General features: G+C 77.6%; 24 protein-coding genes. 17 read left to right on the plus strand and 7 right to left on the minus strand.

Going from position 1 to position 24,231, the window contains the following annotated elements; all coding sequences use genetic code 11:
• Positions 1-82: 82 nt before the first annotated feature.
• Entirely contained in the window at positions 83-1,246 is a 1,164-nt protein-coding gene (locus ACI79O_RS13190) for an acyl-CoA dehydrogenase family protein (RefSeq protein WP_456886502.1), read from the minus strand.
• Positions 1,247-1,327: 81 nt separating this feature from the next.
• Between ACI79O_RS13190 and ACI79O_RS13195 the strand changes: the two genes are divergently transcribed.
• The 4 genes from ACI79O_RS13195 to ACI79O_RS13210 all read left to right on the plus strand — a co-directional run bounded on the left by ACI79O_RS13195 (position 1,328) and on the right by ACI79O_RS13210 (position 4,104).
• Positions 1,328-1,918: a TetR/AcrR family transcriptional regulator gene (locus ACI79O_RS13195; RefSeq protein ID WP_456914358.1), complete on the plus strand. Its 591-nt coding sequence runs from the start codon at positions 1,328-1,330 to the stop codon at positions 1,916-1,918.
• Positions 1,915-2,379: a GNAT family N-acetyltransferase gene (locus ACI79O_RS13200; RefSeq protein WP_456914359.1), complete on the plus strand. Its 465-nt coding sequence runs from the start codon at positions 1,915-1,917 to the stop codon at positions 2,377-2,379. Before ACI79O_RS13195 ends, ACI79O_RS13200 begins: the two co-directional genes overlap by 4 nt.
• Before the next feature lie 70 nt (positions 2,380-2,449).
• Positions 2,450-3,052, plus strand: coding sequence for an RNA polymerase sigma factor (locus ACI79O_RS13205; protein WP_456914360.1), 603 nt, complete (start codon positions 2,450-2,452; stop codon positions 3,050-3,052).
• Positions 3,049-4,104 (plus strand): hypothetical protein, encoded by a 1,056-nt coding sequence (locus tag ACI79O_RS13210; protein ID WP_456914361.1) that lies wholly within the window; start codon positions 3,049-3,051, stop codon positions 4,102-4,104. The genes ACI79O_RS13205 and ACI79O_RS13210 overlap by 4 nt, the downstream gene beginning before the upstream one ends.
• 66 nt (positions 4,105-4,170) lie before the next feature.
• Here the strand turns inward: ACI79O_RS13210 and ACI79O_RS13215 are convergent, their stop codons facing one another.
• Complete coding sequence (locus ACI79O_RS13215) at positions 4,171-5,343, minus strand: DUF222 domain-containing protein (protein WP_456914362.1); 1,173 nt, start codon at positions 5,341-5,343, stop codon at positions 4,171-4,173.
• A 310-nt stretch (positions 5,344-5,653) separates the two neighbouring features.
• Here ACI79O_RS13215 and ACI79O_RS13220 point away from each other — a divergent pair, with 310 nt between their 5' ends.
• The 6 genes from ACI79O_RS13220 to ACI79O_RS13245 are packed head-to-tail and all read left to right on the plus strand — an operon-like array spanning position 5,654 to position 10,935.
• Positions 5,654-6,577 (plus strand): aldose epimerase family protein, encoded by a 924-nt coding sequence (locus ACI79O_RS13220; protein ID WP_456914363.1) that lies wholly within the window; start codon positions 5,654-5,656, stop codon positions 6,575-6,577.
• A 1-nt stretch (position 6,578) separates the two neighbouring features.
• Positions 6,579-7,283, plus strand: coding sequence for an MOSC domain-containing protein (locus tag ACI79O_RS13225; RefSeq protein WP_456886488.1), 705 nt, complete (start codon positions 6,579-6,581; stop codon positions 7,281-7,283).
• Positions 7,284-7,293: 10 nt separating this feature from the next.
• Positions 7,294-7,509 carry an RNA-binding S4 domain-containing protein gene (locus tag ACI79O_RS13230; RefSeq protein ID WP_456875808.1) on the plus strand — a complete coding sequence of 72 codons (216 nt, stop codon included), beginning with the start codon at positions 7,294-7,296 and terminating at the stop codon, positions 7,507-7,509.
• Positions 7,506-8,972, plus strand: coding sequence for an RNB domain-containing ribonuclease (locus tag ACI79O_RS13235; protein WP_456914364.1), 1,467 nt, complete (start codon positions 7,506-7,508; stop codon positions 8,970-8,972). Before ACI79O_RS13230 ends, ACI79O_RS13235 begins: the two co-directional genes overlap by 4 nt.
• Positions 8,969-10,177 carry a pyridoxal phosphate-dependent aminotransferase gene (locus ACI79O_RS13240; protein WP_456914365.1) on the plus strand — a complete coding sequence of 403 codons (1,209 nt, stop codon included), beginning with the start codon at positions 8,969-8,971 and terminating at the stop codon, positions 10,175-10,177. Before ACI79O_RS13235 ends, ACI79O_RS13240 begins: the two co-directional genes overlap by 4 nt.
• A complete protein-coding gene (locus ACI79O_RS13245; protein ID WP_456914367.1) occupies positions 10,174-10,935 on the plus strand; it encodes a nitrilase-related carbon-nitrogen hydrolase in 762 nt (253 codons plus the stop codon). Before ACI79O_RS13240 ends, ACI79O_RS13245 begins: the two co-directional genes overlap by 4 nt.
• 21 nt (positions 10,936-10,956) lie before the next feature.
• On the opposite strand, the gene ACI79O_RS13250 is transcribed toward ACI79O_RS13245, so the two are convergent.
• Positions 10,957-12,069, minus strand: coding sequence for a PRC-barrel domain-containing protein (locus ACI79O_RS13250; RefSeq protein WP_456914368.1), 1,113 nt, complete (start codon positions 12,067-12,069; stop codon positions 10,957-10,959).
• A 129-nt stretch (positions 12,070-12,198) separates the two neighbouring features.
• Here ACI79O_RS13250 and ACI79O_RS13255 point away from each other — a divergent pair, with 129 nt between their 5' ends.
• The 3 genes from ACI79O_RS13255 (at position 12,199) to ACI79O_RS13265 (ending at position 16,018) form a co-directional block, all read left to right on the plus strand.
• Entirely contained in the window at positions 12,199-13,821 is a 1,623-nt protein-coding gene (locus ACI79O_RS13255; protein ID WP_456914369.1) for a CYTH and CHAD domain-containing protein, read from the plus strand.
• A 147-nt stretch (positions 13,822-13,968) separates the two neighbouring features.
• A complete protein-coding gene (locus ACI79O_RS13260) occupies positions 13,969-15,195 on the plus strand; it encodes a metallophosphoesterase (RefSeq protein ID WP_456914394.1) in 1,227 nt (408 codons plus the stop codon).
• A gap of 82 nt (positions 15,196-15,277) precedes the next feature.
• Positions 15,278-16,018, plus strand: a complete 741-nt coding sequence (locus ACI79O_RS13265; protein ID WP_456914370.1) for a GntR family transcriptional regulator — start codon at positions 15,278-15,280, stop codon at positions 16,016-16,018.
• Here ACI79O_RS13265 and ACI79O_RS13270 read toward each other — a convergent pair.
• The gene (locus ACI79O_RS13270; RefSeq protein ID WP_456914371.1) at positions 16,005-17,153 is read right to left on the minus strand and encodes a phosphotransferase; all 1,149 of its coding nucleotides are present in this window, start codon (positions 17,151-17,153) and stop codon (positions 16,005-16,007) included. The genes ACI79O_RS13265 and ACI79O_RS13270 overlap by 14 nt on opposite strands.
• 154 nt (positions 17,154-17,307) lie before the next feature.
• On the opposite strand from ACI79O_RS13270, the gene ACI79O_RS13275 reads away from it, so the two are divergent.
• The 3 genes from ACI79O_RS13275 to ACI79O_RS13285 all read left to right on the plus strand — a co-directional run bounded on the left by ACI79O_RS13275 (position 17,308) and on the right by ACI79O_RS13285 (position 18,615).
• Complete coding sequence (locus tag ACI79O_RS13275; protein ID WP_456914372.1) at positions 17,308-17,784, plus strand: MarR family winged helix-turn-helix transcriptional regulator; 477 nt, start codon at positions 17,308-17,310, stop codon at positions 17,782-17,784.
• Positions 17,781-18,242, plus strand: coding sequence for an SRPBCC family protein (locus tag ACI79O_RS13280; RefSeq protein WP_456914373.1), 462 nt, complete (start codon positions 17,781-17,783; stop codon positions 18,240-18,242). The genes ACI79O_RS13275 and ACI79O_RS13280 overlap by 4 nt, the downstream gene beginning before the upstream one ends.
• 109 nt (positions 18,243-18,351) lie before the next feature.
• Positions 18,352-18,615 carry a GlsB/YeaQ/YmgE family stress response membrane protein gene (locus tag ACI79O_RS13285; protein ID WP_456875818.1) on the plus strand — a complete coding sequence of 88 codons (264 nt, stop codon included), beginning with the start codon at positions 18,352-18,354 and terminating at the stop codon, positions 18,613-18,615.
• A gap of 25 nt (positions 18,616-18,640) precedes the next feature.
• On the opposite strand, the gene ACI79O_RS13290 is transcribed toward ACI79O_RS13285, so the two are convergent.
• A complete protein-coding gene (locus tag ACI79O_RS13290; protein ID WP_456886467.1) occupies positions 18,641-19,279 on the minus strand; it encodes an MBL fold metallo-hydrolase in 639 nt (212 codons plus the stop codon).
• Positions 19,280-19,384: 105 nt separating this feature from the next.
• Here ACI79O_RS13290 and ACI79O_RS13295 point away from each other — a divergent pair, with 105 nt between their 5' ends.
• Positions 19,385-19,618: a hypothetical protein gene (locus ACI79O_RS13295; RefSeq protein WP_456886466.1), complete on the plus strand. Its 234-nt coding sequence runs from the start codon at positions 19,385-19,387 to the stop codon at positions 19,616-19,618.
• A 4-nt stretch (positions 19,619-19,622) separates the two neighbouring features.
• Here the strand turns inward: ACI79O_RS13295 and ACI79O_RS13300 are convergent, their stop codons facing one another.
• A complete protein-coding gene (locus ACI79O_RS13300) occupies positions 19,623-22,163 on the minus strand; it encodes a LuxR C-terminal-related transcriptional regulator (protein ID WP_456914374.1) in 2,541 nt (846 codons plus the stop codon).
• Complete coding sequence (locus ACI79O_RS13305; RefSeq protein WP_456914375.1) at positions 22,160-24,094, minus strand: Hsp70 family protein; 1,935 nt, start codon at positions 24,092-24,094, stop codon at positions 22,160-22,162. Before ACI79O_RS13305 ends, ACI79O_RS13300 begins: the two co-directional genes overlap by 4 nt.
• Between the last annotated feature and the right edge of the window lie 137 nt (positions 24,095-24,231).

Genomic DNA, 24,231 nt, shown 5'->3' on the forward strand with positions numbered 1-24,231 from the left:
GCGGTGTGCCCCGAGTCTTCCCGCGGTCCCGGGGCGTGCCCATTGACAGACGTCATCGATCGCCCGTGCGTCCTGCACACGGTCAGCCGTTCGCCGGGGTGGCCTCCTTGGCCAGGTGCTTGCCGATGACCATGCGCTGGATCTGGTTGGTGCCCTCGAAGATCTGCATGACCTTGGCCTCGCGCATGTACCGCTCGGCGGGGTGGTCGCGGGTGTAGCCGGCGCCGCCGAGCACCTGGACAGCGTCGGTGGTCACCCGCATCGCGGCGTCGGTGGCCACGAGCTTGGCGATGCTCGCCTGCCGGGAGTAAGGCAGCCCGGCGTCCTTGCGGCGCGCGGCGACCAGGTAGGTGGCGCGGGCGGACTCGACGGCGGCGGCCATGTCGGCGAGCAGGAACGCCACGCCCTGGTGGTCGACGATGCGCCGGCCGAAGGCCTCCCGCTCCATCGCATAGGCGACGGCGACGTCGAGGGCGGACTGCGCCAGCCCGACGGCGACGGCGCTGACCCCGAGCCGCCCGGAGTCGAGCGCGCCCAGGGCGATGGACAGGCCGCGGCCGGGCTCGCCGACCATGCGGCCGGCCGGCACGGCGACGTCGTCGAGGCGCATGGCCGCCGTCGTCGAGCCGGTCAGGCCCATCTTCTGCTCGGGTGGGGCCGCGGTGAACCCGGCCAGGTCGGGGGTGAGGTGGAAGCAGGAGATGGCGCGCTCGCCGTCGTCTGGGGTGCGCAGGAAGGTGGAGTAGAAGTCGGCGTGCCCGCCGTGGGTGACCCACGCCTTCTCGCCGGAGGCGACCCAGCCCTCGCCGTCGCGGACGGCGCGGGCGCGCATGGCGGCGGGGTCGGAGCCGGCGTGCGCCTCGGACAGGCAGTAGGCGCCCAGCAGCCGGCCGCCGACCATCTCCGGCAGCCACTGCTCGCGCTGCTCGGGGGTGCCGAAGCGGTCGATCGGGCCGCAGGCGAGGGTGTGCACGCTGACCCCGAGCGCGACGGTGGCCCAGCGCATCGCCAGCTCCTCGACCACCTGCAGGTAGACGGCGTAGGGCTGGCCGCCGCCGCCGACGTCCTCGCCGAAGGGCAGCCCGAGCAGGCCGACCTCGCCGAGCTTGGCGAACACCTCCCGCGGGAAGCGCTCCTCGCGCTCGTACTCCGCGGCCCGGGGCGCCAGTTCGGCGTCGGCGAGCTCGCGGGTGAGCGCGATCAGGTCGGCGGCCTCCTGGGTGGGCAGCTCACGGTCGACGGCCACGGGGGTCCCCTTCGTCGCGGACGGCAGTACTGCGAACGGTACCGCGGTACTGTGCAGCGTCCAGGCGGGAGGTGGGACGACGTGGTGACCACGACGGAGCAGCGCGAGCGGCGGCTGACCGTGCGCCAGGCCGAGTTGCTCGACCAGCTGGAGGAGCTGTTTCTGGCCGAGGGCTTCGCCGGGTTCACCCTCGAGGACCTCGCCGTCCGGCTGCGCTGCTCGAAGACGACGCTGTACGCGCTGGCCGACAGCAAGGAACAGCTCGCCGTCCGGGTGGTGCGGCACTTCTTCCGCCGGGCCACCGCCGAGGTCGAGGCGCGCACCGCGACCGAGGACGACCCCGCGGAGCGGGTGACGGCCTACCTGGAGGCGGTGGCGCGGGCGCTGACCCCGGCGTCGCGGGCCTTCCACCGCGACCTGGAGGCGTTCCCGCCCGGGCGCGCGGTGTACGAGCACAACACCGCCGTCGCGGCGGAGCGGGTGAGCGCGCTGATCGCCGAGGGGGTGGCCGTGGGCCGGTTCCGCGAGGTGCACCCCGCGCTGGTGGCCGACACCGTCACCACGCTCATGCTGCGGATCGGCCGCGGGGACACCGCCCGGGTCACCGGCCTGGACGACGCCGCCGCCTACCGGGAGCTGGCCGGCCTGCTGCTGCACGGGATCAGCCGGTGAGGCTCACCCCGGCGGCCTGGGACGACGCGGACGTGCAGCGGCTGACCGCCGCGCAGCAGGCCGAGCTGCGCGCGCGGTATGACGGCGAGGGCGAGCCCGGGACGCCGCCGTCGGCCGCCGACGTCAGCGTGGTGCTGGTGGCCCGGGACGCCGACGGCACCGCGGTGGGCTGCGGGGCGCTGCGGGCGCTGGGTGCGGACGTGGCCGAGGTGAAGCGCATGTACGTCGTCCCCTCCGCACGGGGCCGCGGCGTGTCGAAGCTGGTGCTGGCGGCACTGGAGGCCGCGGCCCGGTCGCGCGGGTGGACGACGCTGCGGCTGGAGACCGGTCCGCGCCAGCCCGAGGCCATCGCGCTGTACGAGGGCGCCGGGTACCGGGCGATCCCGGCGTTCGGTGCCTACCTCGACCATCCCGACGCCGGGTGCTCGCTGTACTACGAGCGGGTGCTCGACGGGTCGTGAACCCGATCCGCCACTCCGGACATGGAGGGGTGTGACGAGTCCACCCTGCGCTGCCAGATCATCGCCGGTCGTGACCGCCCTGTCCCGCTCGGCGGAGCAGCCGGACGCCGTGCCGCTGCGCGCGCTGCCCTCCGCCCTGCCCACCGACGCGGAGCTGGTCGCGGCGTCGCTGGCGGACCCGGAGCGCTTCGCGATGCTGTTCGACCGGCACGCGACGGCGGTGCACCGCTACCTCGGCCGCCGGGTGGGCGAGCTCGCCGACGACCTGCTCAGCGAGACGTTCCTCGTCGCCTTCCGGCGCCGGGCCGGCTACCGCCCCGAGCACCTCGACGTCCGGCCGTGGCTCATCGGGATCGCGACCAACCTCGTGCGGGGCGCCGCCCGGGCCGAGCGGCGCCGCTACCGGGCGCTGGCCCGGGCGGCCGGCGAGCGGGACGCGCGGCCCGACGACGACCCGGACGGCCGGCTGGACGCCCAGGCGCTGCGCGGACCGCTCGCCGCCGCGTTGGCCGGGCTCCAGCGGCGCGACCGCGACGTCCTGCTGCTGGTCGCCTGGGGTGACCTGTCCTACGAGGAGGTCGCGGCCGTCCTCGACGTGCCGGTGGGGACGGTCCGCTCCCGCCTGCACCGCGCGCGCCGCCAGACCCGAGCTGCTCTCGAGGAGATCCGGTGAACGAGACCACCCTGCTCCGCGCGGCGGGGCCCGAGGCGCCGGCCCTGACGCCCGCCGCCCGTGCGGCGGCCCGCGCCGCGCTGCTCGAGGAGATCGGCACCGCCCGGACCGGCCGGCGCCCCCTGCGGCCGCCGGGCCGGCGGAGGTCGCTGCGCGTCGGTGCGGGGCTGGTGGCCGTCGCGGCCGCCTGGGCGACGGCGGTGGTGGTCGCCGAGCCGACCTCCCCGGCCCCGCCGCGCCCGGCTCCGTCCGTCGCCGCGCCGGCACCGGGCGCGATCGTGCTGGTCGCCGCCGAGGCGATCACGTTCCCGGTGTCCCTGGACCCGGTGCCCGAGGGGCTGACGCCGTCCTACAGCCACCGGGGCGGGATGCCGCAGTACGGGAGCACGCCGCCGTACTCCATCGCCGACCACACGTCCCCTGGCGGGGACCGGGTGCTGCTCGGCGTCTACCCGGAGGACCCGCGCACGTCGGAGGACTACGGCTTCTGGCACGAGGGAGTTCCGGACGGCACGGCGACCGTCGACGGGGTGGATGCGTCCGTGTGGCGGGAGGGCGGCGTGGTCACCCTCCTGTGGGAGCGCCGGGACGGGCAGTGGATCCAGCTCTCGGGCGAGGGCGTCCACGCCGACACCGGGGCGCTGGTCGCGGTGGGGGAGACGGTCGTCGACCGGCCGCAGCCGGTGGGCCTCCAGTTCGGGCTCGCGCCGGCGGGCTGGTCGGTCGGCGGTTACGAGGAGAGCCGCAGCCTGGACCTGGTCAGCGACACCGACCCCGGCCTGTCGCTGCGGCTCAGCGCGGTGGGCCACGAGTACCCGGGGACGATCGACGGGCTCCTCGACGGGCTCCCGCTGGCGGCGCCGGTGGAGACGGTGACGGTCCAGGGGCGGCCCGGACGGCTGGCGCTCGTCGAGGGTGACGCCGGTGCCTCTCCCTCCTGGATGCTCCTCGGCCGGCTCGCCGACGGGCGCTTCTTCCAGCTCCTCGCCCCGCAGGCGCTGACCCGGGAGCAGGTCCTCCAGATCGGCGAGCAGGTGACCGCCGCGGCCTGACCGCGGGCATGCCGGCACGGCCGTCCGCGGGGGGTGCGGGCGGCCGTGCCGGCGTGCGCGGGTCGGTCAGGCGGCGGGGGCGAGCGGTGCGGGGACGGTGATCTCGGTGCCGTCGGGGCGCCAGGTGCGCCATCGCCCGCCGGGTTGTCGTTCGACGCGGAAGCCGTGGTGGACCTGGGTGTGGTGCCGCTCGCACAACAGCGCCGAATTGTCGAGTGAGGTCTCGCCGCCGTCGATCCAGTGCACCAGGTGGTGCACGTCGGCCCAGTGACTCGGGGCGTCACAGCCGGCGAAGACACAGCCCCCGTCGCGCAGCTCGACCGCGCGGCGCAGCTGCCGGCTGACCAGCCGCCGGCTGCGCCCGAGGTCCAGCGGCACCCCGTCGGGCCCGAACACCACCCGGGAGATCGCCCCGTCGCAGGCCAGCCAGCGCGCCCGGGCCGCGGAGATCGTCGCCCCGAACCCCATGGTGGCGGCGCCGAGCCCGGTGGCGGGGTCGGCCAGGTCGTCGAGGTCGACCCGCACCGCGACGTGCGGCTTGACCGTGCGCAGCACCGGCAGCTGACCGGACGCCAGGCTGGTGTCGGCCAGTTGCACCAGCGCGTCGCCCTGCCGCTGGGCGCGGGTGCGCTCGTCGCCGGCCGGGCGGTCGCGCTGCACGAACGGCTCCAAGGCGGCCTGGAACTTCTCCCCGCCGACGGCGTCGAGGTGCCCGCGGAACGACAGACTGCCGTCGCCGTGCTTCGACAGCGTCAGCGACCGGCCCTCGGTGGGATCGGGTTCAGGTCCGTCGGGGTCGCAGGCGTGCTGGTAGTGCTGGACCACCGCGACCAGCGCGGCGTGGTCCTGCTCGACCGCCACGCCGGTGAGCACCCCGTCGACCTCGCCCAGGTCGACCCCGGCGGCGGCGAACGCCGCCCGCCGCGCCGGGGTGAGCAGCCCGGCGGCCTCGGCGACCTGCGCCGCGGTCACCCAGCCCGCGTCATGGGCCTCGGCGAGGGCGGGCAGGTGCTCCAGGGCCCGACCATTCGTGACCAGCCGGGCGGCGTCTGATCCGGACAGCCGGCAGTGCCCGCGCAGCCAGGACGCCATGCTCTTCTGCCCGTCCCGCTCGGGCGCCTGGGCCAGTTCCGCCGCCCGCACCCGGCGGGCCAGCGCGGCGTCGATCCGGTTGCGCTCGGCGATGAGCGCGGCCACGTCGTCGAGGACGTCACCGGTCTCCCACCCGCTCGAACGCATGATCGAATACTAGCTCATCGAGAATCCCCTCACCACTCGAATCCCCAGGTCAGCGCCCTGCTCAGAGATCAGGTGGAGGGCTTGACGACCGTCTGGAGACCGGGAGTCGGGCACGGGCGCTCCGCCGGGCCCCAACGCCCTTCCGTGACCGTCGGTGCTCGCTTGCCGAGGACGCGGCCGGCGACAGGCCCGGCGGCCGAGATCGGCGATGTCGTGGTCATGAGCTGCTGATGGCCACGAGACCGCCGATCTCGCGATCCCGAGCGGGACCACTGGGCTGACGGAGCGCCGGTGTGGTGGGCTGCCGGGCATGAGCGTCCCGCCGATGACCGCGTGGCCCGCGACCGAGCCGGCGGAGGTGGAGCTGGTCAGCGGGGACGCCCGGCTCGCCGTCGACCTGCGCGGAGGCGGGCTGCGCGCGCTGACCGTCGGTGAGTGGGACGTCCTCGACGGCTACCCCGCCGGCACGGTGCCGACCGGGCGGCGCGGGGGCGTGCTGCTGCCCTGGCCCAACCGGCTCCGCGACGAGCAGTGGACCTGGGAGGGCCAGCAGCTCCAGCTCGACACCGCCGGCCCCGGCAAGCCGGCCGCGCACGGGCTGGTCACCTGGCAGCGGTGGTCGGTCCTGGCCCGGCACTCCGACGCGGTGAGCGTCGGCACCGTCGTCGAGGCGCGGCCGGGCTACCCGTTCCGGCTCGCGGCCGCCGTCGACACGCACCTGAGCGGCGACCGGCTGGCCGTCACGGTGCGGGTCCGCAACGCCGGCGAGCGTCCCGCGCCGCTCGGTGCCGGCATGCACCCCTACCTGTCGGTGGGCGCCACGGCCGACGGCGGGATCGGCGACGCCGAGCTCACCGTCCCGGCGCGCACCACCCTCGACCTCGACGGCGGCCTGCCCACCGGCACCCGGCGGCCCTTCGACGGCGACGTCGGCCGGATCGGCGACCGGCCCCTCGACGACGCCCTCACCGACCTGGTCCGCGACGACGACGGCCGGGCCCGCGTCCGGCTGCGCGGCCGCGCCGGCACCCTCGAGCTCGCCGTCGACGAGGCGTGGCCGTGGCTGCAGGTCTACAGCGGCGACACGCTGCCCGAGGGCCAGCGGCGCCGCAGCCTCGCCGTCGAGCCGATGACCTGCCCGCCCAACGCGCTGGCCGACGGCGTCGACCTCGTCGTCCTCGGCCCGGGGGAGACCTGGTCGGGCACGTGGGCCCTCGCCTGGACGGCGGCCTGACGTGCGCGTGCTCGAGCTGTGGCGCTACCCGGTCAAGTCGCTGCAGGGGCAGCGGCTCGACGCCGTCGACGTCGGCCCGCAGGGGCTGGCCGGCGACCGGCAGTGGGCGCTGTTCGACCGCTCGACCGGCTTCGGGCTGACCGCCCGCCGGGTGCCCGACCTGCTCTTCGCCGCCGGCCGGCTCCGCGACGACGGCGGCGTCGAGGTGGTGCTGCCCGACGGCACCGTCACCACCGACGACGGCGTCCTCTCCGACTGGCTGGGCCGGCCGGTGACGCTGCGCGCCGCCGAGGCCGAACGCGGCCCGCGGCACTACGAGAGCCCCGACGACGACGAGGACGTCTGGGACGCCTTCGAGGGCGCGACCGGCGCGTTCCACGACAGCTCGCGCATCCGGGTCTCACTGGTCTCCACCGGCACGCTGGGCACCTGGGACCGCCGCAGGTTCCGTGCCAACGTCCTGCTCGACGGCGCCGGCGAGGACGCCCTGGTGGGCAGCACCGTGCGCCTGGGCACCGCCGTGCTCGACGTGCTCAAGCCGGTGAGCCGCTGCGTCATGGTCACCCGGCCCCAGCCCGGCGGGATCGGCCGCGACACCACCGTGCTCAAGACCATCCACCGCGAGCGCGGCAGCATGCTGGCCGTCGGGGCGCTGGTCCCGGTGCCCGGCCGGGTGGCGGTGGGCGACGAGCTCGTCCTCGCCTGATCATGGGACCGTGCGCACCGTCGAACTCCGCCCCGGCGAGGACTCCATCCGCCTCGGCCAGCTGCTCAAGCTCGTCGACGCCGTCCCCACCGGCGCACAGGTGAAGGACGTGCTGGTCACCGGCGCGGTCCGGGTGAACGGCGAGCCCGAGGACCGGCGCGGCCGGCAGGTCCGCCGCGGCGACGTCGTCTCGATCGACGGCGGCGAGGACGTGCGCGTCGCGTGAGACCCGACGAGCGTTCCACGTGGAACGGACTGCCGCCGCCCCCGCTGCTGGTGCCCCGCTGGCCCGCGGCGGCCCCCACCGGACCCGACTTCGCGGCCATCCGGGCCGAGTTCGACGTCCCCGAGGAGTTCCCCACCGGCGTGCTCGCCGAGGCCGAGCGGATCGCCGCGGACCGGCCGCTGCCCGACCTCGACGCCACCGACCTGCCGCTGGTGACCATCGACCCGCCGGGCAGCCGCGACCTCGACCAGGCCGTGCACCTGGCGCGCGACGGCCGCGGCTACCGGGTCAGCTACGCCATCGCCGACGTCGGCGCGGTCGTCACGCCCGGCGGCGCGCTCGACGCCGAGGCGCGCCGCCGCGGCCAGACCTTGTACGCCCCCGACCGGCGCACCCCGCTGCACCCGACGGTGCTCAGCGAGGACGCGGCCAGCCTGCTGCCCGGCGAGCTCCGCGCCGCCGCGCTGTGGACCGTCCGCCTGGACCCCGACGCCGGCGTCCGGTCGGTCGAGCTCCGCCGCGCGCGCGTCCGCAGCCGCGCCCGGCTCGCCTACCCCGACGTCCAGGCCCAGGCCGACGCCGGGACCCTGCCCGACGCCGTCGCCCTGCTGCCGGAGCTCGGGCGGCTGCTGCAGGAGCAGGCGGCCGCCCGCGGCGCGATCGAGCTGGGCTCGCCCGAGCAGGAGGTCGTCCGCACCGACGGCGGCGGCTGGACGCTGGTCACCCGCGCACCCCTGGCGGTCGAGGGCTGGAACGCGCAGATCTCGCTGCTCACCGGGCGGGTGGCCGCGCAGCTCATGGTCGACGGCGGCGTCGGCCTGCTGCGCACGCTGCCCCAAGCCCGCCCCGAGGACGTCGCCCGGTTGCGCCGGCTGGCCCCCGCGCTGGGCGTCGACTGGCCGGCGGGCGCGGGTCCCGGCCGGGTGCTGGCCGCGCTGGACCTCACCGACCCGCGGCACCTGGCCTTCCTCGAGGAGGCCGCCGCCCTCCTGCGCGGCGCCGCCTACACCCCCGTCGACGGCGACCCGCCCGCCGACGCCGGACACGCGGGCGTCGGCGCCCCGTACGCGCACGTGACCGCGCCGCTGCGGCGGCTGGTCGACCGGTTCGGCACCGAGGTGTGCCTGGCGCTGGCGGCGGGCCGGGGGCCCGACCCCGCCGTGCGGGCCGTCCTGCCGGAGCTGCCGGCACTCATGGCCGCCTCCGACCGGCGCACCCGCGCGGTGGAGCGGGCGGTCGTCGACGCCACGGAGGCCTGGCTGCTGGCCGGCCGTGAGGGAGAGGAGTTCGACGCGGTGGTGGTGGACGCCGACGGCGGTCGCGGCACCGTCGTCCTCGACGAGCCGGCCGTGCGGGCGCGCTGCGCGGGCGCCGGCCTGGAGCCCGGCTCGCGCGTGCGGGTGCGGCTGGAGGAGGCCGACGTCGCCCGCCGGTCGGCGCGCTTCGCGGCGGTGGGCGCATGAGCGCCCCCGCGACCCGCGCGCCGTACCTGGCCGACCGGCTGCAGGGCTTCGGCACCACGGTGTTCGCCGAGATGAGCGCGCTGGCGGCGGCCACCGGGTCGATCAACCTGGGCCAGGGCTTCCCCGACACCCCCGGGCCGGCCGAGGTGCTCGACGTCGCCCGGGGTGCCATCGGCACCGCGCACGACCAGTACCCGCCCGGCCCCGGCACCCCGGAGCTGCGCAGGGCGATCGCCGCGCACGTCGAGCGCTTCCGCGGCCTGACCTACGACCCCGACGCCGAGGTGCTGGTCACCGCCGGGGCCACCGAGGCGCTCACCGCGGCGATGCTGGCGCTGGTCGAGCCCGGCGACGAGGTCGTGGTGTTCGAGCCGGTCTACGACAGCTACGCCGCCGCGGTCGCGATGGCCGGGGGCGTGCTGCGGCCGGTGCCGCTGACCCCGCCACCGGCCGACACCGACGGCGCCGTCTGGACGTTCGACCCCGCCGACCTGCGCGCCGCCGTCTCACCGCGCGCCCGGCTGCTGCTGCTCAACACCCCGCACAACCCCACCGGCAAGGTGTTCTCCCGAGCGGAGCTCGACGCCGTCGCCGAGGTCGTGCTGGACGCCGGTCTGCTGCTGGTCACCGACGAGGTCTACGAGCACCTGGTCTTCTCCGGCGCCGAGCACGTCTCCCCGGCCACGCTGCCCGGGCTGCGCGAGCGGACGCTGGTGGTGAGCAGCGGGGGCAAGACGTTCAGCACCACGGGCTGGAAGGTCGGCTGGACCTGCGGCCCGGCGCCGCTGGTGGCCGCCGTCCGCACCGCCAAGCAGTTCCTCACCTACGTCAACGCCGGCCCGTTCCAGCCGGCCATCGCCGCCGGGCTCGGCCTGCCCGACGCCTACTTCACCCGCATCGCCGCCGACCTCGAGCGCCGGCGCGACGTCCTGGTGGGCGGACTGCGTGCGGCCGGCCTGCCCACCATCACCCCGGAGGCCACCTACTTCGCGATGGTCGACGTCCGCGGGGTGCGGGCCGACGGCGACGGCCTGGCATTCTGCCGCGCCCTGCCCGAGCGGGCCGGGGTGGTCGCCGTCCCCGCGGGGGTGTTCTGGACCGCGGGGCACGCCGACCTGGGCCGGCACCTGGTCCGCTTCGCGTTCTGCAAGCGCGACGAGGTGCTCGCCGAGGCCGTGAGCCGGTTGACGAGGATGGGGCCATGAGGTTCGGAGTGGTGCAGCACGACATCGTCTGGGAGGACCGGGAGGCCAACTACGCCCGGCTGGCGCCGCAGGTCGCCCGTGCGGCCGGCGCCGGGGCGGAGTTCGTGCTCCTCAGCGAGACGTTCTCCACCGGCTTCTCCATGACGCCCGGCATCGGCGAGCCCGAGGACGGCCCGTCCGCGGACTTCCTGCGCACCCAGGCCGCCGAGCACGGGGTGTGGGTGGCCGGGAGCTGCCCGGAGATCGCCACCGACGGCGACCTGCCGTTCAACTCGTTCGTCCTGGCCGGGCCGGACGGCACCACCCACCGCTACCGCAAGCTGCACCCGTTCACCCACGGCGGCGAGGCCGAGCGGTTCCGTGCCGGCGAGGCACCGGTCACCGTGACCGTCGGCGGCCTGCGGATCACGCCCTTCGTCTGCTACGACCTGCGCTTCGCCGACGTCTTCTGGACCGCCGCCGAGGACACCGACGTCTACCTGGTGACGGCCAACTGGCCGGCGCCCCGCCGGCACCACTGGACGACGCTGCTGCGCGCCCGCGCCATCGAGAACCAGGCGTACGTGGTGGCGTGCAACCGCGTGGGTACCGCCGGCGACGGCCTCGAGCACGCTGGCGACAGCCAGGTGGTCAGCCCGATGGGGGAGCTGCTGGCGACCGCCGCGGGCGGCGAGACGCTCCTGCTGGCCGACGTCGACGCCGCCGAGGTCGCCGCCACCCGCAAGCGGTTCGCCTTCCTCGCCGACCGCCGCCCCTGAGGCGGCGGCCGGCGAGTCCGGTCAGCGCACCTGCGGCGACGCCTGCGGGTACCCCTGCGGCGCTGCCTGGGGCGACGCCTGCGGTGCCGTCCGGGGTGACGAGGTCTCGTCGACGACGATCTGCTCGCGCTGCACCTGGTCGGTGATCCGCTCCTGGCCCTCGACCAGCTCGGTGCGCAGCCGCACCCGCTCGACCGGCACCACCTCGACGTTCACCACCGGCCGCTCGGCGTGCAGCACGATGTCCTCGGGCAGGCCGCCGGCCATACCGCCCGGGGCGCCGCCGGCGGTACCACTCGGCGCGCCCGCCGGGACGAGGGACTCGCCCGGACCGGGGTCGGGGGCGTCGAGGGGCACCTCCTCGATGCGGATCTCCTCGCGACGGATGGGCACGGTCACCTGCACCTCCTCGGTGACCACGTACTTGACCACCCGGACGCGGGTGGCGGCGACCTGCCGGGTGCCGACCCGCAGCTGCTCCTCGCTGCGGGTCATGGCCCCGTCGGAGGCCTGCCGGGCGACGTCGGCCCCGGCGTGGGCGGCCGCGTGCTGGGTCGTGTGCTGATCGGCGTACGGGGCGGCGTGCTGGGGGTGCGGGGGCGGCGCGGCCTGGCCGGTGGTGGTGCGGACGTCGGTGGCCGGCGGGGGGACCGGGCGGGTGGCCGGGTCGACCACGGACATCGCCGGCCCCGCGGCCCCCGGCGTCGCGGTCCCGGGCGCGGTGGCCCCCGGGGCCGCGGCTGCCGGAGCGCCCCCGCCCGCCGGCACCCCCGAGGCCGGCGGGACCGGGGCGCCCGTCCCCGGGCCGGTGCCCACGCCCGTCCCCGTCCCGATGCCGTAGTGGCGGCGCAGCTCGGCCTCCTCCTCGGGGCTCAGGTGGTCCCCGCCGACCGACGGCGCGTGCTTGACCGCCTCCTTGCTCACGGGCACCTGCAGCAGTCCGTCGGCGAAGGTGGCCTCGGTCGCCGGGACGATGGAGTGACGGGTGCCGAACAGCCCGGTGCTGACCGCGACCCAGGTCGGTGCGCCGGTGCGGTCGTCGACGAAGAAGCTCTCGACGGTGCCGATCTTCTCGCCGTCCGGACCGTGTGCCGTGCTCCCGATCGCCGCGGACAGGTCTCGCTCGCTCAACACGGTGCTCGCCTCCTCCGGATCGCCTGCTCTGGCGGTCCCACCTGCCGGGGAGTGCCCGGTCCGGCGTGCCACGACACCCCGGTGACGCCTACGGTCGACACGGGAGCAGACCCGGCTGAGGAGGACGACGTGGGCAGCGTGCAACTCGAGGTCGAGCGCAAGTTCGAGACCGGGCCGGACGTCGACCTGCCGGACCTGGCCGGGGTCGGCGGCGTCGCCTCGGTCGGCGATCCGCAGACGTACGACCTGGACGCCACCTACTACGACACCCCGGACCTGCGCCTGGCCCGCGCGCGGATCACGCTGCGCCGGCGCACCGGCGGCACCGACGCCGGCTGGCACCTCAAGCTGCCCACCGCCGTCGCGGGCTCCCGGCGGGAGGTGCACGCCCCGATCGGCGTACGCCGCACGGTCGTGCCGCGGGCGGTGACCGAGCCGGTCACCGCCGTCCTGCGCGGGGTCCGGCCCGAGCCGGTCGCGACCCTGCAGACGACGCGGCAGGTGACCGACCTGCTCGACGGCGAGGGCCGGGTGCTGGCCCAGGTCGCCGCCGACACCGTCACCGGCACCGCGCTCGCGCCCGACCCCGGGTCCCCGGCCGAGGTCACCACCTGGCGCGAGCTCGAGGTGGAGCTCGTCGACGGCGACCGGGACCTGCTCGACGCCGTCACCGAGGCCCTCGTCGCCGCCGGCATCCGGCCCTCGGACTCGCCGTCCAAGCTCTCCCGGGTGCTCGGCGACCGGCTCGCCGCGCTCGGCCCGGCCGTGCCGCGCCCCGCCGCGTCGGCCGAGCCGGAGCCCTCCGGCAGGAAGGGGAAGAAGGGCCGCAAGGCGCGGGCCGGCGACGGCGGGCAGACGGCGGCCGACGTCGTCCTGGGCGCCCTGGCCGCGCAGGTCGAGGCGCTGCAGGTCGCCGACATCGGCGTCCGCACCGGCGACCCCGAGGGCGTCCACGACCTGCGCGTGGCCTGCCGCCGGATGCGCAGCATCCTCGCGGCCTTCCGGCCCGTCCTCGACCGCACCGCCACCGACCCCGTCCGCGACGAGCTGCAGTGGATCGGCGCCGCGCTCTCCGGCGCCCGCGACGGCGAGGTGGCCCTCGAGCACCTGCGCGCGGTCGTCGACGCCCAGCCGGTGGAGCTGGTCCGCGGGCCGGTGTCCGCGCGGCTGCGCTCCACCGAGGTGGCCGACGTCGAACGGGGCCGCAAGGCCGCCGTCCGCGCGCTGTCGGACAGGCGGCACCGGGCGTTGCTGGACTCGCTGCACGCGCTGCTGGCCGACCCGCCGCTGGCCGAGGCCGCCGGTGAGCCCGCGCGGGCGGTGCTCACCGACGCGGTCAGGCGGACCGGCAAGCGGATGCGGGCGCGCATCGAGGAGGCCCGCGAGCGGGAGCAGACCGACCCCGGCGCCCACGAGGAGGAGACCGAGCACGCCCTCCACGAGGTCCGCAAGGCGGCCAAGCGGGTGCGCTACACCGCCGAGGTGGCGGCCCCGGTGCTCGGCGCGCCCGCCGAGGCGCTGGTCGCCTGCATGAAGCAGGTGCAGGACGTGCTCGGCGAGGCGCAGGACACCGTGGTCACCCGCCTGTGGTGCACCCGGCTGGCCACCGCGGCCTCCGGCGCGGGGGAGGACACCTTCACCTACGGCCGGCTGCACGCCCTCGAGGAGGCCCGCGCCGAGCACGCCGACCTCGCCTTCTGGGCGCTGGAGCCGACGCTGCGCGCGGCGGTGAAGGCGGCCGCGAAGGGCTGAGCGCCCGCCGTCCGGGAACGGAGGGCCGCGCCCGCACGTCTCCCTGCCGGGTACGTGCCGACCGCCTGCCCGCCGCCCGTCCGAAGCGAGGTCCTCCAACTGTCCCTGATCGCCCTGCTCGGCTTCGGCACGGTCGTCCTCGTGGCGATGCTCCTCCTGCACGCCTACCTGTGGTGGCGGCTGGTCCGCAGCACCACCCGGCCCGGCCGGCTGCGCCGGCGGCTCACGCTGCTCACCGTCGTCCTGGCGCTGCTGCCGGCCGCGGCCGTGCTGCTGCGGCGCGTGCTGCCGTTCGCGGCGGAGGCACCCCTGGCGTGGGTCGGCTACAGCTGGCTGGGCATCGCCTTCTACCTCTTCCTCGCGCTGCTGGTCCTGGAGCCGGTCCGCCTGCTGCTGCGGCTGCGCGAGCGCCGGCCGGCCCCCGCGCCCGTCCCCGCCGCGGTCCCGGAGCCCGTCCCCGCCGGCGGCCCGGCCGCGGACGCGCCTCCCGCCGCGCCGCCGGCCCCGGCCCCCGAGCGGCCCGCGGACCCCTCCCGGCGGCTGTTCCTCGCCCGCGGCCTCGCGGTCACGGCCGGCGCGGTCGCGCTGGGCACGGCCGGCACCGGCGCGTACCTGGCCAACTCCGCGCCCGTCGTGCGCCGGGTGCCGGTCACCCTGCCCCGGCTGGACCCGGCGCTGGACGGGCTGCGCATCGTCACCTTCTCCGACGGGCACCTGTCGGCCACCTACGGCGGCCGGCGCTTCGAGCGGGTGGTGGAGACGGTCAACGCCCAGCGGCCCGACGTGGTCGCCATCGTCGGGGACCTGGTCGACGGCGAGGTCGACGAGCTGCGCGGGGAGGCGGCGCCGCTGGCCGACCTGGTGAGCGAGCAGGGCGTCTTCTTCGTCACCGGCAACCACGAGTACTTCGTCGACACCGGCGCCTGGCTGCGGCACCTGCCGACCCTCGGCGTCGAGGTGCTCCGCAACGAGCGGGTGCCGATCACCCGCGGCGGGGCCTCCTTCGACCTGGCCGGCATCGACGACCGCACGGCCGCGTCCTCGGGCGTCCCCGGGCACGGCGCCGACCTCGAGGCCGCGCTCGACGGCCGGGACGACGCCACGCCCGTGGTGCTGCTCGCCCACCAGCCGGTCCAGGTGGAGCAGGCGCGGGCCGCCGGGGTGGACCTGCAGCTGTCCGGACACACGCACGGCGGGCAGCTGTGGCCCTTCGACTACGTCATCCGGCTCGACCAGCCCGCCGTCGAGGGGCTGTCCCGCCACGGCGACACCCAGCTCTACGTCACCGCCGGCGCGGGTAACTGGGGACCCCAGATGCGGGTCGGCGCCCGGCCCGAGGTGACCGTGATCGAGCTGCGGGCACCGCGGGGCTGACCGGCCCGGGGTTCACCCGGTCGGGAGACGTCTCATACGACATGACGTCCGCAGACGTCTTCCCGCGCCTACGCTGGCGGGCGTGACGGCAGCAGCGGGGGGACCGAAGTACCTCTCGGTCCGGGAGCACCTCCGGCGCCGGGTCGCGGCGATGCCGGAGGGGGCGCTGCTGCCCCCGGAGCCGGTGCTGTGCGCGGAGTACGGGGTCAGCCGGATCACCCTGCGCCGCGCCGTCGACGGCCTGGTCGCCGACGGGCACCTGGTCCGCGAGCAGGGCCGCGGCACCTACGTCACCCGGCCGGCCATCCGGCACGAGTACCGCGAGAGCTTCGTGCACCGGATCGCCGGGTGGAGCTCGGTGATGGCCGAGCAGGGCGCGCAGGTGGGCACCACCGTGCTCCAGCAGCGGGTGGTCCCCGCGCCGGCGCCGGTCGCCGCCGAACTCGCCCTCGACGTCGCCCAGGACGTCGTCGAGCTCGAACGCCTGCGCAGCGTCGACGGGGCGCCCAACCACGTGGCGCACAGCTTCCTGCCCGCCGACCGCTACCCCAAGGCCGCCGTCGAGGACTTCAGCGAGGGGTCGCTCTACGAGTTCCTCCGCCGCGAGTACGGCGCCGACCTCGCCCACGCGCGGATCGTCGTCGACGTCGGCACCGCGGCCCCCGACGAGGCCGAGCTGCTGCAGATCGCCGCGGGCTCGCCGCTGCTCGTCGTCCGCACCACCGTGCACGACGGCGAGGGCCAACCCCTGGTGCACAGCTTCTCCCGGCTGCGCCCCGACGTGAGCCAGGTCGAGTTCGAGGTCTCGGTCACCGGCCGCTGAGCGCGGCCAGGCGGGGCTCGAGGTCGAGCACCATCCGGACGAAGCCGGCGCGCCGTGCGGCGTAGCCGAGCAGCTCGTCGGTGACCGGCTCGAACAGCACGTGCAGCGGCATGCCGGTGCACGGGTAGCGCAGCAGCGCGGCGAGCAGCACCGCCGTCTCCAGCTCCTCGGCGGACACGTGCACCCCCTCGGCGGCCAGCCCCCGCACGTAGGCGGCGACGGCCGGCCCGAGGAGGCCGGGCACCTCGCCGGCCGGTCCGGCCCCGCACTCCGCCCGGCCGAACAGCAGCGGCACGAGGTCGTACCCGGCGGGCGCCGGTCCGGCCATCGCCCAGTCGACCAGGACGAAGGTGTCCGGTGCCGCCGCGGGGCGCAGCAGGTTCATCGGGGTCGCGTCCCCGTGGCTCGGGAGCACGGGCAGCGGCGCCAGGCGGGCGTGCAGGCAGGTCACGCGTGCGGCCAGCGCGCAGACCTCGTCCCGCAGGGCCACGACCTCGGGCACCTGCATGACCGGCGCGGCCCAGGTGCCCTCGTCGAGCAGCCAGGGGACCGCCCACGTGCCGAGCTGCTCGTCCCGGTAGACGGAGAGGAAGTCCCCGCCCGGCATCGCCGGCCACGGCCGTCCCCGGCGGCGGGCGGCCAGCCGGCCCAGGGCCTCGGCGGCGCGCATCGTGTCCGCCACGGTCCAGGGCGCGTCCACGGGCCCGGCGTCCTCGAGCCACAGGGTGAGCCGGTCGCCGGGCTGCTCGCGCACCGCCACCACGTCGGGCGGGCGCAGGCCGGGCGGCGCGCAGTCGGCGACGCCGGCGGCGAGGACGTCGGCCTCCAGCCGCCACGGGATGACGGTGTCCAGACGCGCCCGTTCGGCGTCGGGGATCTCGGGCGGCAGGCCGTACCGCGCCGCCTGGAGCTCCTTGGCGACCAGGTCCAGCACCACCGGCGCACCCGACCCGCCGGGGCCCTCGACGTGGCCCTCGAGGCGCACGCGGGTGAGGCCGCGCGTCGTCGGCGCGCTGATGTCGTGCGGCAGCGGGCGACAGGTGACGCCGTCCACCGCGAACCCGGGCTCGGCGGTCCAGCGGCGCAGGTCGGGCAGCAGCTCGTCGACGGTCGCCCCGCCGGGCAGCGCGGTCACCTCGGGCGCCGGAGGCCGGGGAGACGGAGGGCGGCGAGACGCGGGCGGCGCGGGTGGACCGGTCGGCAGAACGCCAGCCAGGGGGAGGTCGTCATCGCGGACTCCGTGGGAGAATCGTCAAGCCGCTTGTCTGACGAGATGATGGTGAAGCACCTTGTCCGATGCCGTCAACGGGGTACCGCCGCTGATCACCGCCCTCCTCGAGACGGCGATGATCCGGATCCGCGACGACCTCTACACGCTCAGCGACACGCAGTTCCCGGGGCTGCGGATGCGGCACTACCGGCTGCTGTCGTTCGTCCCGCCGGAGGGGGAGCGGCTGAGCCGGATGACACTCGACAGCGGGCTGTCCAAGCAGGCGCTGGCCCAGGCGCTGGCGCCGCTCGAGGCCGGTGGGTACGTCGAGGTGGTGCCCGACCCCGGTGACCGCCGGGCCCGGCTGGTGCGGCTGACCGACCGCGGCCGCGCGGTGAACGCCGCCGTCCGCCGCCGGCTCGACGCGCTCGAGCGGGACTGGGCGCAGCGGGTGGGGGAGGAGCGCTACGCCGTCGCGCGCGGCGTGCTCGCCGACCTCGTGCCCCGGCCCGGCCGGCCGGGGCCGGCCGGTGACCCGGTTACCGTCGAGGGGTGACCACGGCCAGCGGCAGTCGGGAGGTGGCCGCCCCGCGCAGCCGGGTGTGGCGTGCGCTGGCCGTGCTCGAGCCCTACTGCGCCGTGTGCGACGTCTCCTACGTCGTCGACGGGCAGGGCCCCGGCCCCGGGACCCGGTTCGTCTGCGTCCCGGGCCGGCTGGCCGAGGGCGAGACCCCCGGCTCGGGCGCACCCCGCGGGGAGATCGTCGAGTGGGAGCCCGAGCGGGCGGTCACCACCCGGCTGGAGCTCACGCCCGAGACCTGGACGACGCGCATCGAGCTCGCCGACGCCGGCGACGGCGCCACCGCGGTCACCATCACGCTCAGCCACGAGCCGCGGCGCCCACGGCTGGCCGACCGGTTCACCCGCTCGGCGCTGCAGCGCATGGTGCAGCAGACCGTGGACGGCGAGCTGGACAAGCTGCCGGCCCACGTCGAGCAGGTCGCCGCCGGGTGAGCGTCCCCCGTGAGGGTGCGCACACGGGTCGGCGGTGCGGATGCGGGTAGGGCAGCGGCAGACGCGCCCGGCGACCGGCCGGGCGCCGCACCCCACCGGAGGAGACACCATGATCGGCTTCCTCGTCGCCGGGCTCGTCATCGGCGCCCTGGCCCGCCTCATCGTCCCGGGCCGCCAGCGCCTCGGGATCCTCGCCACCCTCGCACTGGGTGTGGTCGGCTCGCTGATCGGCGGACTCATCGCCCAGTTCTTCCACACCGGCACGATCTGGGAGCTCAACGTCCTGGGCTTCGTGTGCGCCGTGATCGCCGCCGTGCTGCTCATCGGGGTCGCCGAGAGCCTCACGGGGCGCAACCGCCGCGCCGTCCGCTGACCCCGCGCCGGGGGAGCGGGCGGGCTCAGAGCTCGACCGACTCCCCCGGCGCCAGCCGGGCGTAGGGCGTGGGGGTGCCGGGACCGCGCTCGCCGAGCAGGCTGCCCACCAGGCCGAGCCCGGCGTCGTTGAGCAGGCCGTCGTGCACGGCGTAGGCCTGGTCGGCGCCCACCGCGCGCACGTAGTCGATGACCTCGGCGGCCTTCGACCAGGGCGCGTGCAGCGGCAGCAGCAGGATCGGCACCGGCGTCCCCGGCACGGTCAGCGCGTCGCCGGGGTGGAAGACCTGCCCACCCACGAGGAAGCCGACGTTGCGCACCCGCGGCAGCTCCGGGTGGATGACCGCGTGCCACTCGCCGTGCACCGAGACGTCGAAGCCCGCCACCGTCAGCGCGTCGCCGTCGCCGACCGCGTGCACCCGGCCGCCGGGCCCGTCGAGCTGCCCGGCGACGGACGGGTTCGTCCACACCTCCAGCGCCGGGTCGGCGTCCAGCGCCGCGCGCAGCCGGTCGGCGGCGAGGTGGTCGGGGTGCTCGTGGGTCACCAGCACCGCCGTCGCCCCCTCCAGCACCGCGGGGTCGGTGAACACGCCGGGGTCGATCACCAGCCGCCGGTCGCCGTCACTGACGACCACGCAGGCGTGCCCGTGCTTCGTGAGCTCCATGGGGGCATCCTGCCGCCGGCCCGGCGGGCGTGCCGCCTCACCCCGGAGGGGGAGACCGGGCCACCCCGGCTGGCGCGCCGGCGCGGGCCTGCCGACCTCACCGGCATGGCCCCCACCGCCTTCGCCGCCACCGCCTACGCCGCCGCCCGCAGCCGGGCGCACGGCCCCACGTCCGCCCTGTGGCACGCCGTCGAGCTGCACCGGCCGGCGTCCGAGGTCGACGGCGCCTGCGAGCTCACGCTGTGCGGCACGCTCGCGCGGGTCGCCGTCGACGAGCCGTGGCCGTCGTCGTCGCGTGACGTCTGCGGCTCCTGCGCCACCCTCGCCGGCGCCAGTTGAGCCGCTAAGCTCCCTGGGCCAGCTCGGCGCGCAGCCGGGCCAGCAGGTCCGAGCGGGTGCCGGCGCCCAGCCGCTGGCGCATCCGCGAGACGTGGTGCTCCACCGTCTTGGCCGAGATGTAGAGCTGCCCGCCGATCTCCCGGTAGGTCTGCCCGGCCACGACCAGCCGCGCCACCTCCCGCTCCCGGTCGCTGAGCTGCCCTCGCGGCGCGGGGACACCGGGGGCGGGCGTCCCCTCGGGGTCCGTCGCCGGCGCGGCCGGCTCGCAGCCGGCGCCCTCGGCGACCGAGCGGGCGCACGCCAGCAGCACCGCGCGGGCCCGGAGGTCGGTCACCCGGGCCGCGGCCTGGCCGGCCAGCCGTGAGCCGTCCCACCCCAGCCCGACGGCGGTGAGCTCCTCGGCGGTGGCCACGACGGCGGCGGGGTCGATCTCGTCGCTGAGCACCTGCAGCCAGGTGCGCCCGGCCCGGGCCAGCGTGGCCGCGTAGGGGCTGGTGCGGGCCGCGGCGACCAGGGCCGCCGCGTGCGGCCGCAGCCCGTCGCGGTCCTCGGCGATGATCGCGGCCTGCGCGCCGCTCCAGTGCAACGGCACCGCCCACAGCTGCGGGTCACCGAGGCGGCGCAGCAGCGTCTGGGCCGCCGTCAGCTGCGAGCGCAGCCGCTCGCCGTCGCGCAGCCGGGCCGCGGCCACCACCAGCTCGCCCAGCGGCAGCAGGGTGAACAGGTCGACCGGGTGCCGGACGACGGCCTCGCGGGCCCGCACCCAGGCACCCACCAGGGCCGCGGCGTCCCCGTCGCGCCGGGCCAGCCCCACCTCCAGCCCCTGCAGGAAGACGTCGTCGCGGGGCTCGAGCGGACCGGCGGCGGCCTCGCGTCCCTGCGCCAGCAGGTCGCGGGCCCGTGTCATCCGGCCGGCCAGCATCGCGATCCAGGCCAGCAGCAGCAGGTGCCGCGGCCGGCTCGAGGGGCCACCGAGGTCGGCGGCGACCGCGCGCTGCAGCACCGACTCGGCCACCGGCAGCTCCCCGCTGTGCAGTCCCACCAGCGCGGCCAGGGCCGCCGGGGTGTCGGGGAGCAGCGCGGCGCGGCCCAGCGGCTCGAGCAGCGCCGCCGAGCGGGTCAGCGTCGACAGGGCCGCGGCGATGCCGTCGGCGGCCTCCGCGCCCGTGCGCAGCGACTGCACGACGCCCTGGGCCATGAGCTCCTCGCCCACCGACAGCACGCTGGCCAGCCCGAGACCGGAGCCGGGACCCTCGAGCACCGCGGCGGCCTCGTCGGCCGCACCGGTCGCCAGCAGGGCCAGGGCCGCCGAGCCGGCCCGCTCCCGGCCGGCCAGGCGGTACAGCTCGGCGGCGCGGGTCAGCAGTCCCCGCTGGGCCAGCACCGTCGCCGTCACCCCGGCGGCGCGGGGACGGTCGGCCGCGGCCGGGTCGGCGAGGGCGACGTCGGCCCACTGCAGCGCGCCGTCGAGGTCGCCGGTGAGCGCTGCGGCCTGGGCCCGCCGGGTGGCCAGGGCCGCCGCGGGCGCGCCGGCGTCGACCGCCTCGGACCACAGCTCGCCGGCCAGGACCGGATCGGCCGCCAGCGCGGCGTCGCCGTACCGCTCGAGCAGGTCCGCCGCCCGCGGGTCGCGGACCCGGTCGGCGGCCAGGCGGCGGGCGAGCTCCAGCGGCTCCTCGCCGCGGTCGAGCAGCAGGCCCAGCAGCCGGCGGCGGGTGCGGCGGGTGACGTCCGGCGGCACCGACCCGAGCAGCACCGACGCCACCAGCGGGACGACGGCGCCGCCGCCCTGCAGCAGGCCGGTGGCCCGGGCGGCGGTGAGCAGCTCGGCGGCGCGCTCCGCCGGGATCCCGAGGACCCCGCCCAGCACCTCGTCGTCGACGGGGGCGCCGGCCGCGACGGCGTGCAGCAGCCCCCGGGTGTCGTCGTCCACGGCGTCGAGATCGGCCCGGACCCGCGCCGCCACCTCCTCGGGCACGGCCCCCCGGAGCGGCTCCGCCGCGCCGTGCACCGCCCGGCGCGAGGCCAGGGCGGCCAGCAGGGCGAGCGTGAGGCCCGGGAGGCCGCCGGCCTGCACGGCGACGGCGTCGACCAGCGTGCGGGTCGCGGCGGTGCCGAGCCGCTCGCGGGCCCAGTCGGCCACCTGCGCGCGGTCGGCGGGCCCCAGCAGCACCGACCGCCGGTCGGCGCCCATCTCGGCCAGCAGCGCGGCGAGGGGCGCCGGCCGCGGCCACGGGCGGAAGGCGAGGACGACGCGGCCGTGCGGGTGCCGCAGCAGCGGACGCAGCCGGTCGGCGACCTCCTGCGTCAGCCGGTGGGCGTCGTCGACGACGACCGCGAACTCCCCGGCGGGCAGGTCGACGTCGCCGGCGCGGCCGTCGAGGACGGTCACGCCGGTCCGGGCCCAGGCACCGGCCAGCTCGACGAGCAGCCGGGTCTTCCCGGTGCCGCCGGCGCCGCGGACGAGCAGGGGACCGGAGCCGGCCGCGAGGTCGCGGACGCGGGGGTGGACCGGCCCGGTGGGCGCGCACGGGGCGGCGGTCACGGGGTCTCCGTGGACGTGGCGGGGGCCTCGGCCGTGACCACCGGGTCGTCGACGGGCTCGGGCTGCGGCTCTGGCTCCGGCTCCGGTTCGGGCTCGGTGGTCGGCTCCGGCTCGGTCGTGGGTCCCGGCTCGGTGGTGGGGTCGGTCGGGGTCGCCGGGGAACCGGTGCTGCCGGGCCCCGGGGGCGTCTCGGCGGAGGCGGTGGGCGGCGTCGTCCCGGGGTCCGGTGCGCCGGTCGTCGTGCCGCCGGTGGGGCTGCCCGCCGCCGTGCCGCCGCCGGTCGACGGGCCGGTGCCCGACGGGGTCGCGGTGGACGGGGCGGTGGTGGACCCCGGGGTCGCCGACGCCGTGCCCGGGGCCGAGGTGCCGGGCGCGGTGGTGCCCGGCGCGGTGGTGCCCGGCGCGGTGGTACCCGGCGCGGTGGTGCCCGCTGCGGTGGTGCCCGCTGCGGTGGTGCCCGCTGCGGTGGTGCCCGGTGCCGTGGTGGCTGCCCCGGGGGCACCGGCTCCCCGGGCGCCGGACCCGGAGCCGGCCGGCCCGGCCGCCGGACCGTCCGCGTCGGACCCGCCGGCGTCCGCCGGTCCCCCGCCGCCCGCGGGGGCGCCGGCTCCCTGCGCGCCCTCCGCGACCCCCGGCGCGGGCGCGCCGGTCCCGGCCTCCTGCGCGGCGGCGACCCCGGCGCCGGGGGCGGCCGCGGTGTCGGTGCCCCCGAGCACCGCGGCCAGCGCCGCCGGCGCGACCGCCAGGAGCACCACGAGGGCCGCGACGACGGCGTACCGCTGCAGCCGGTGCGCGGCGGCGGTGCGGCCGGGCCCGCCGGACGGGCGCGACGGCGGACCGGAGCGAGCCGGAGGGCGCCGCCGTGCCGGCGGGGCGGCGGGCGCGACCGTGACCAGCGGCGCGGGCGGGACCTGGGCGTCGGCCACCTCCTGCGCGGCGGCCGTCGCGCGGAGGGCCTCCGCGGCCAGGATCGCGGCGCCCAGCGCGGCCGTGGCCGCGGGGTCGGGGTCGACGACCAGCGGCCGGTCCAGCTCGCCGGAGAGCACCTCGGCGACCAGCGGCACGCGGACCCCGCCGCCGGTCAGGACGACCGCGTCGAGGTCGGCGACGGCCAGGCCGGCGGACCCGGCCGCCGCCGCCACCGCGGCCGCCGACGCCTGCGTCCGGTCCAGCAGCAGCTCGTCGAGCTCCTCCCGGGTGATCCGGACCGGTCCGTCCCCACCGGACCCCGCCACGTCGAGCCGCACGGCGGTGGCCGACGAGAGCTCCTCCTTGGCCGCGACGCAGGACGCGCGCAGCGCCGCCGGCGCGCCGACCGCCCCCGCCAGGGCGGGGCGGACCAGCGCGAGGACCGCGTCGTCGACGTCGCGGCCGCCCCACGGCTCGGGCGGGGGAGGGGCGGCCAGGTGGCCGAGGCCGCAGGGGTCGTCCGGCGCGGGACCGACCACCGCCAGGTCCAGGGTGCTCGCGCCCAGGTCGTAGACGGCCACGGTGGGCCGGTCCGGCAGCCGGCCGGCGGCCACGTGCTGCGCGGTGGCGGCCACGGCGCCCGACAGCAGCGTGAACCGCGGGACGCCCGCCTCCTCCAGCGCGCCGGCCAGCGCCGCGCGGCGGTGCCCGCCCCAGGACGGCGGCACGGTGACGACGGTCCACGCGTCGGGGTGGCCCTCGCGGGCGGCCGCGGCGTCCCGGACCCGCTGCACCACCGCGGCCAGGAGGTCGGCCGCCGGGACCGGGCGGTCGCCCGCGTACACCGGCGTCGTCGTGCCGGTGCGGGCGACCAGGCCGTGGAGCGTGCCCGCCTCGACGGGCGGCAGGGGCAGCGGCTCGGCCGACGTCGCGTCGTCCCCGCAGACCGCGGCGGCGACCGTGTGGTCGCCGACGTCGATCCCCAGCCCGTACTCGCGGTTGCGCACAGGTCCCCCAGGCATGTCCCCCGGCCGGCCCGCCACTGGGCCGGAGAGTCGCCCGGACCGTATGTCCCACGGGTCACACCTGTCTCGGTTCTCCCGGGCACGGGTGCGGCATCCGAGCGGAGAAGGGGCGCGACACCCCGCATCCCCTAACG

The organism is Geodermatophilus sp. SYSU D00696 (genome assembly GCF_054050235.1).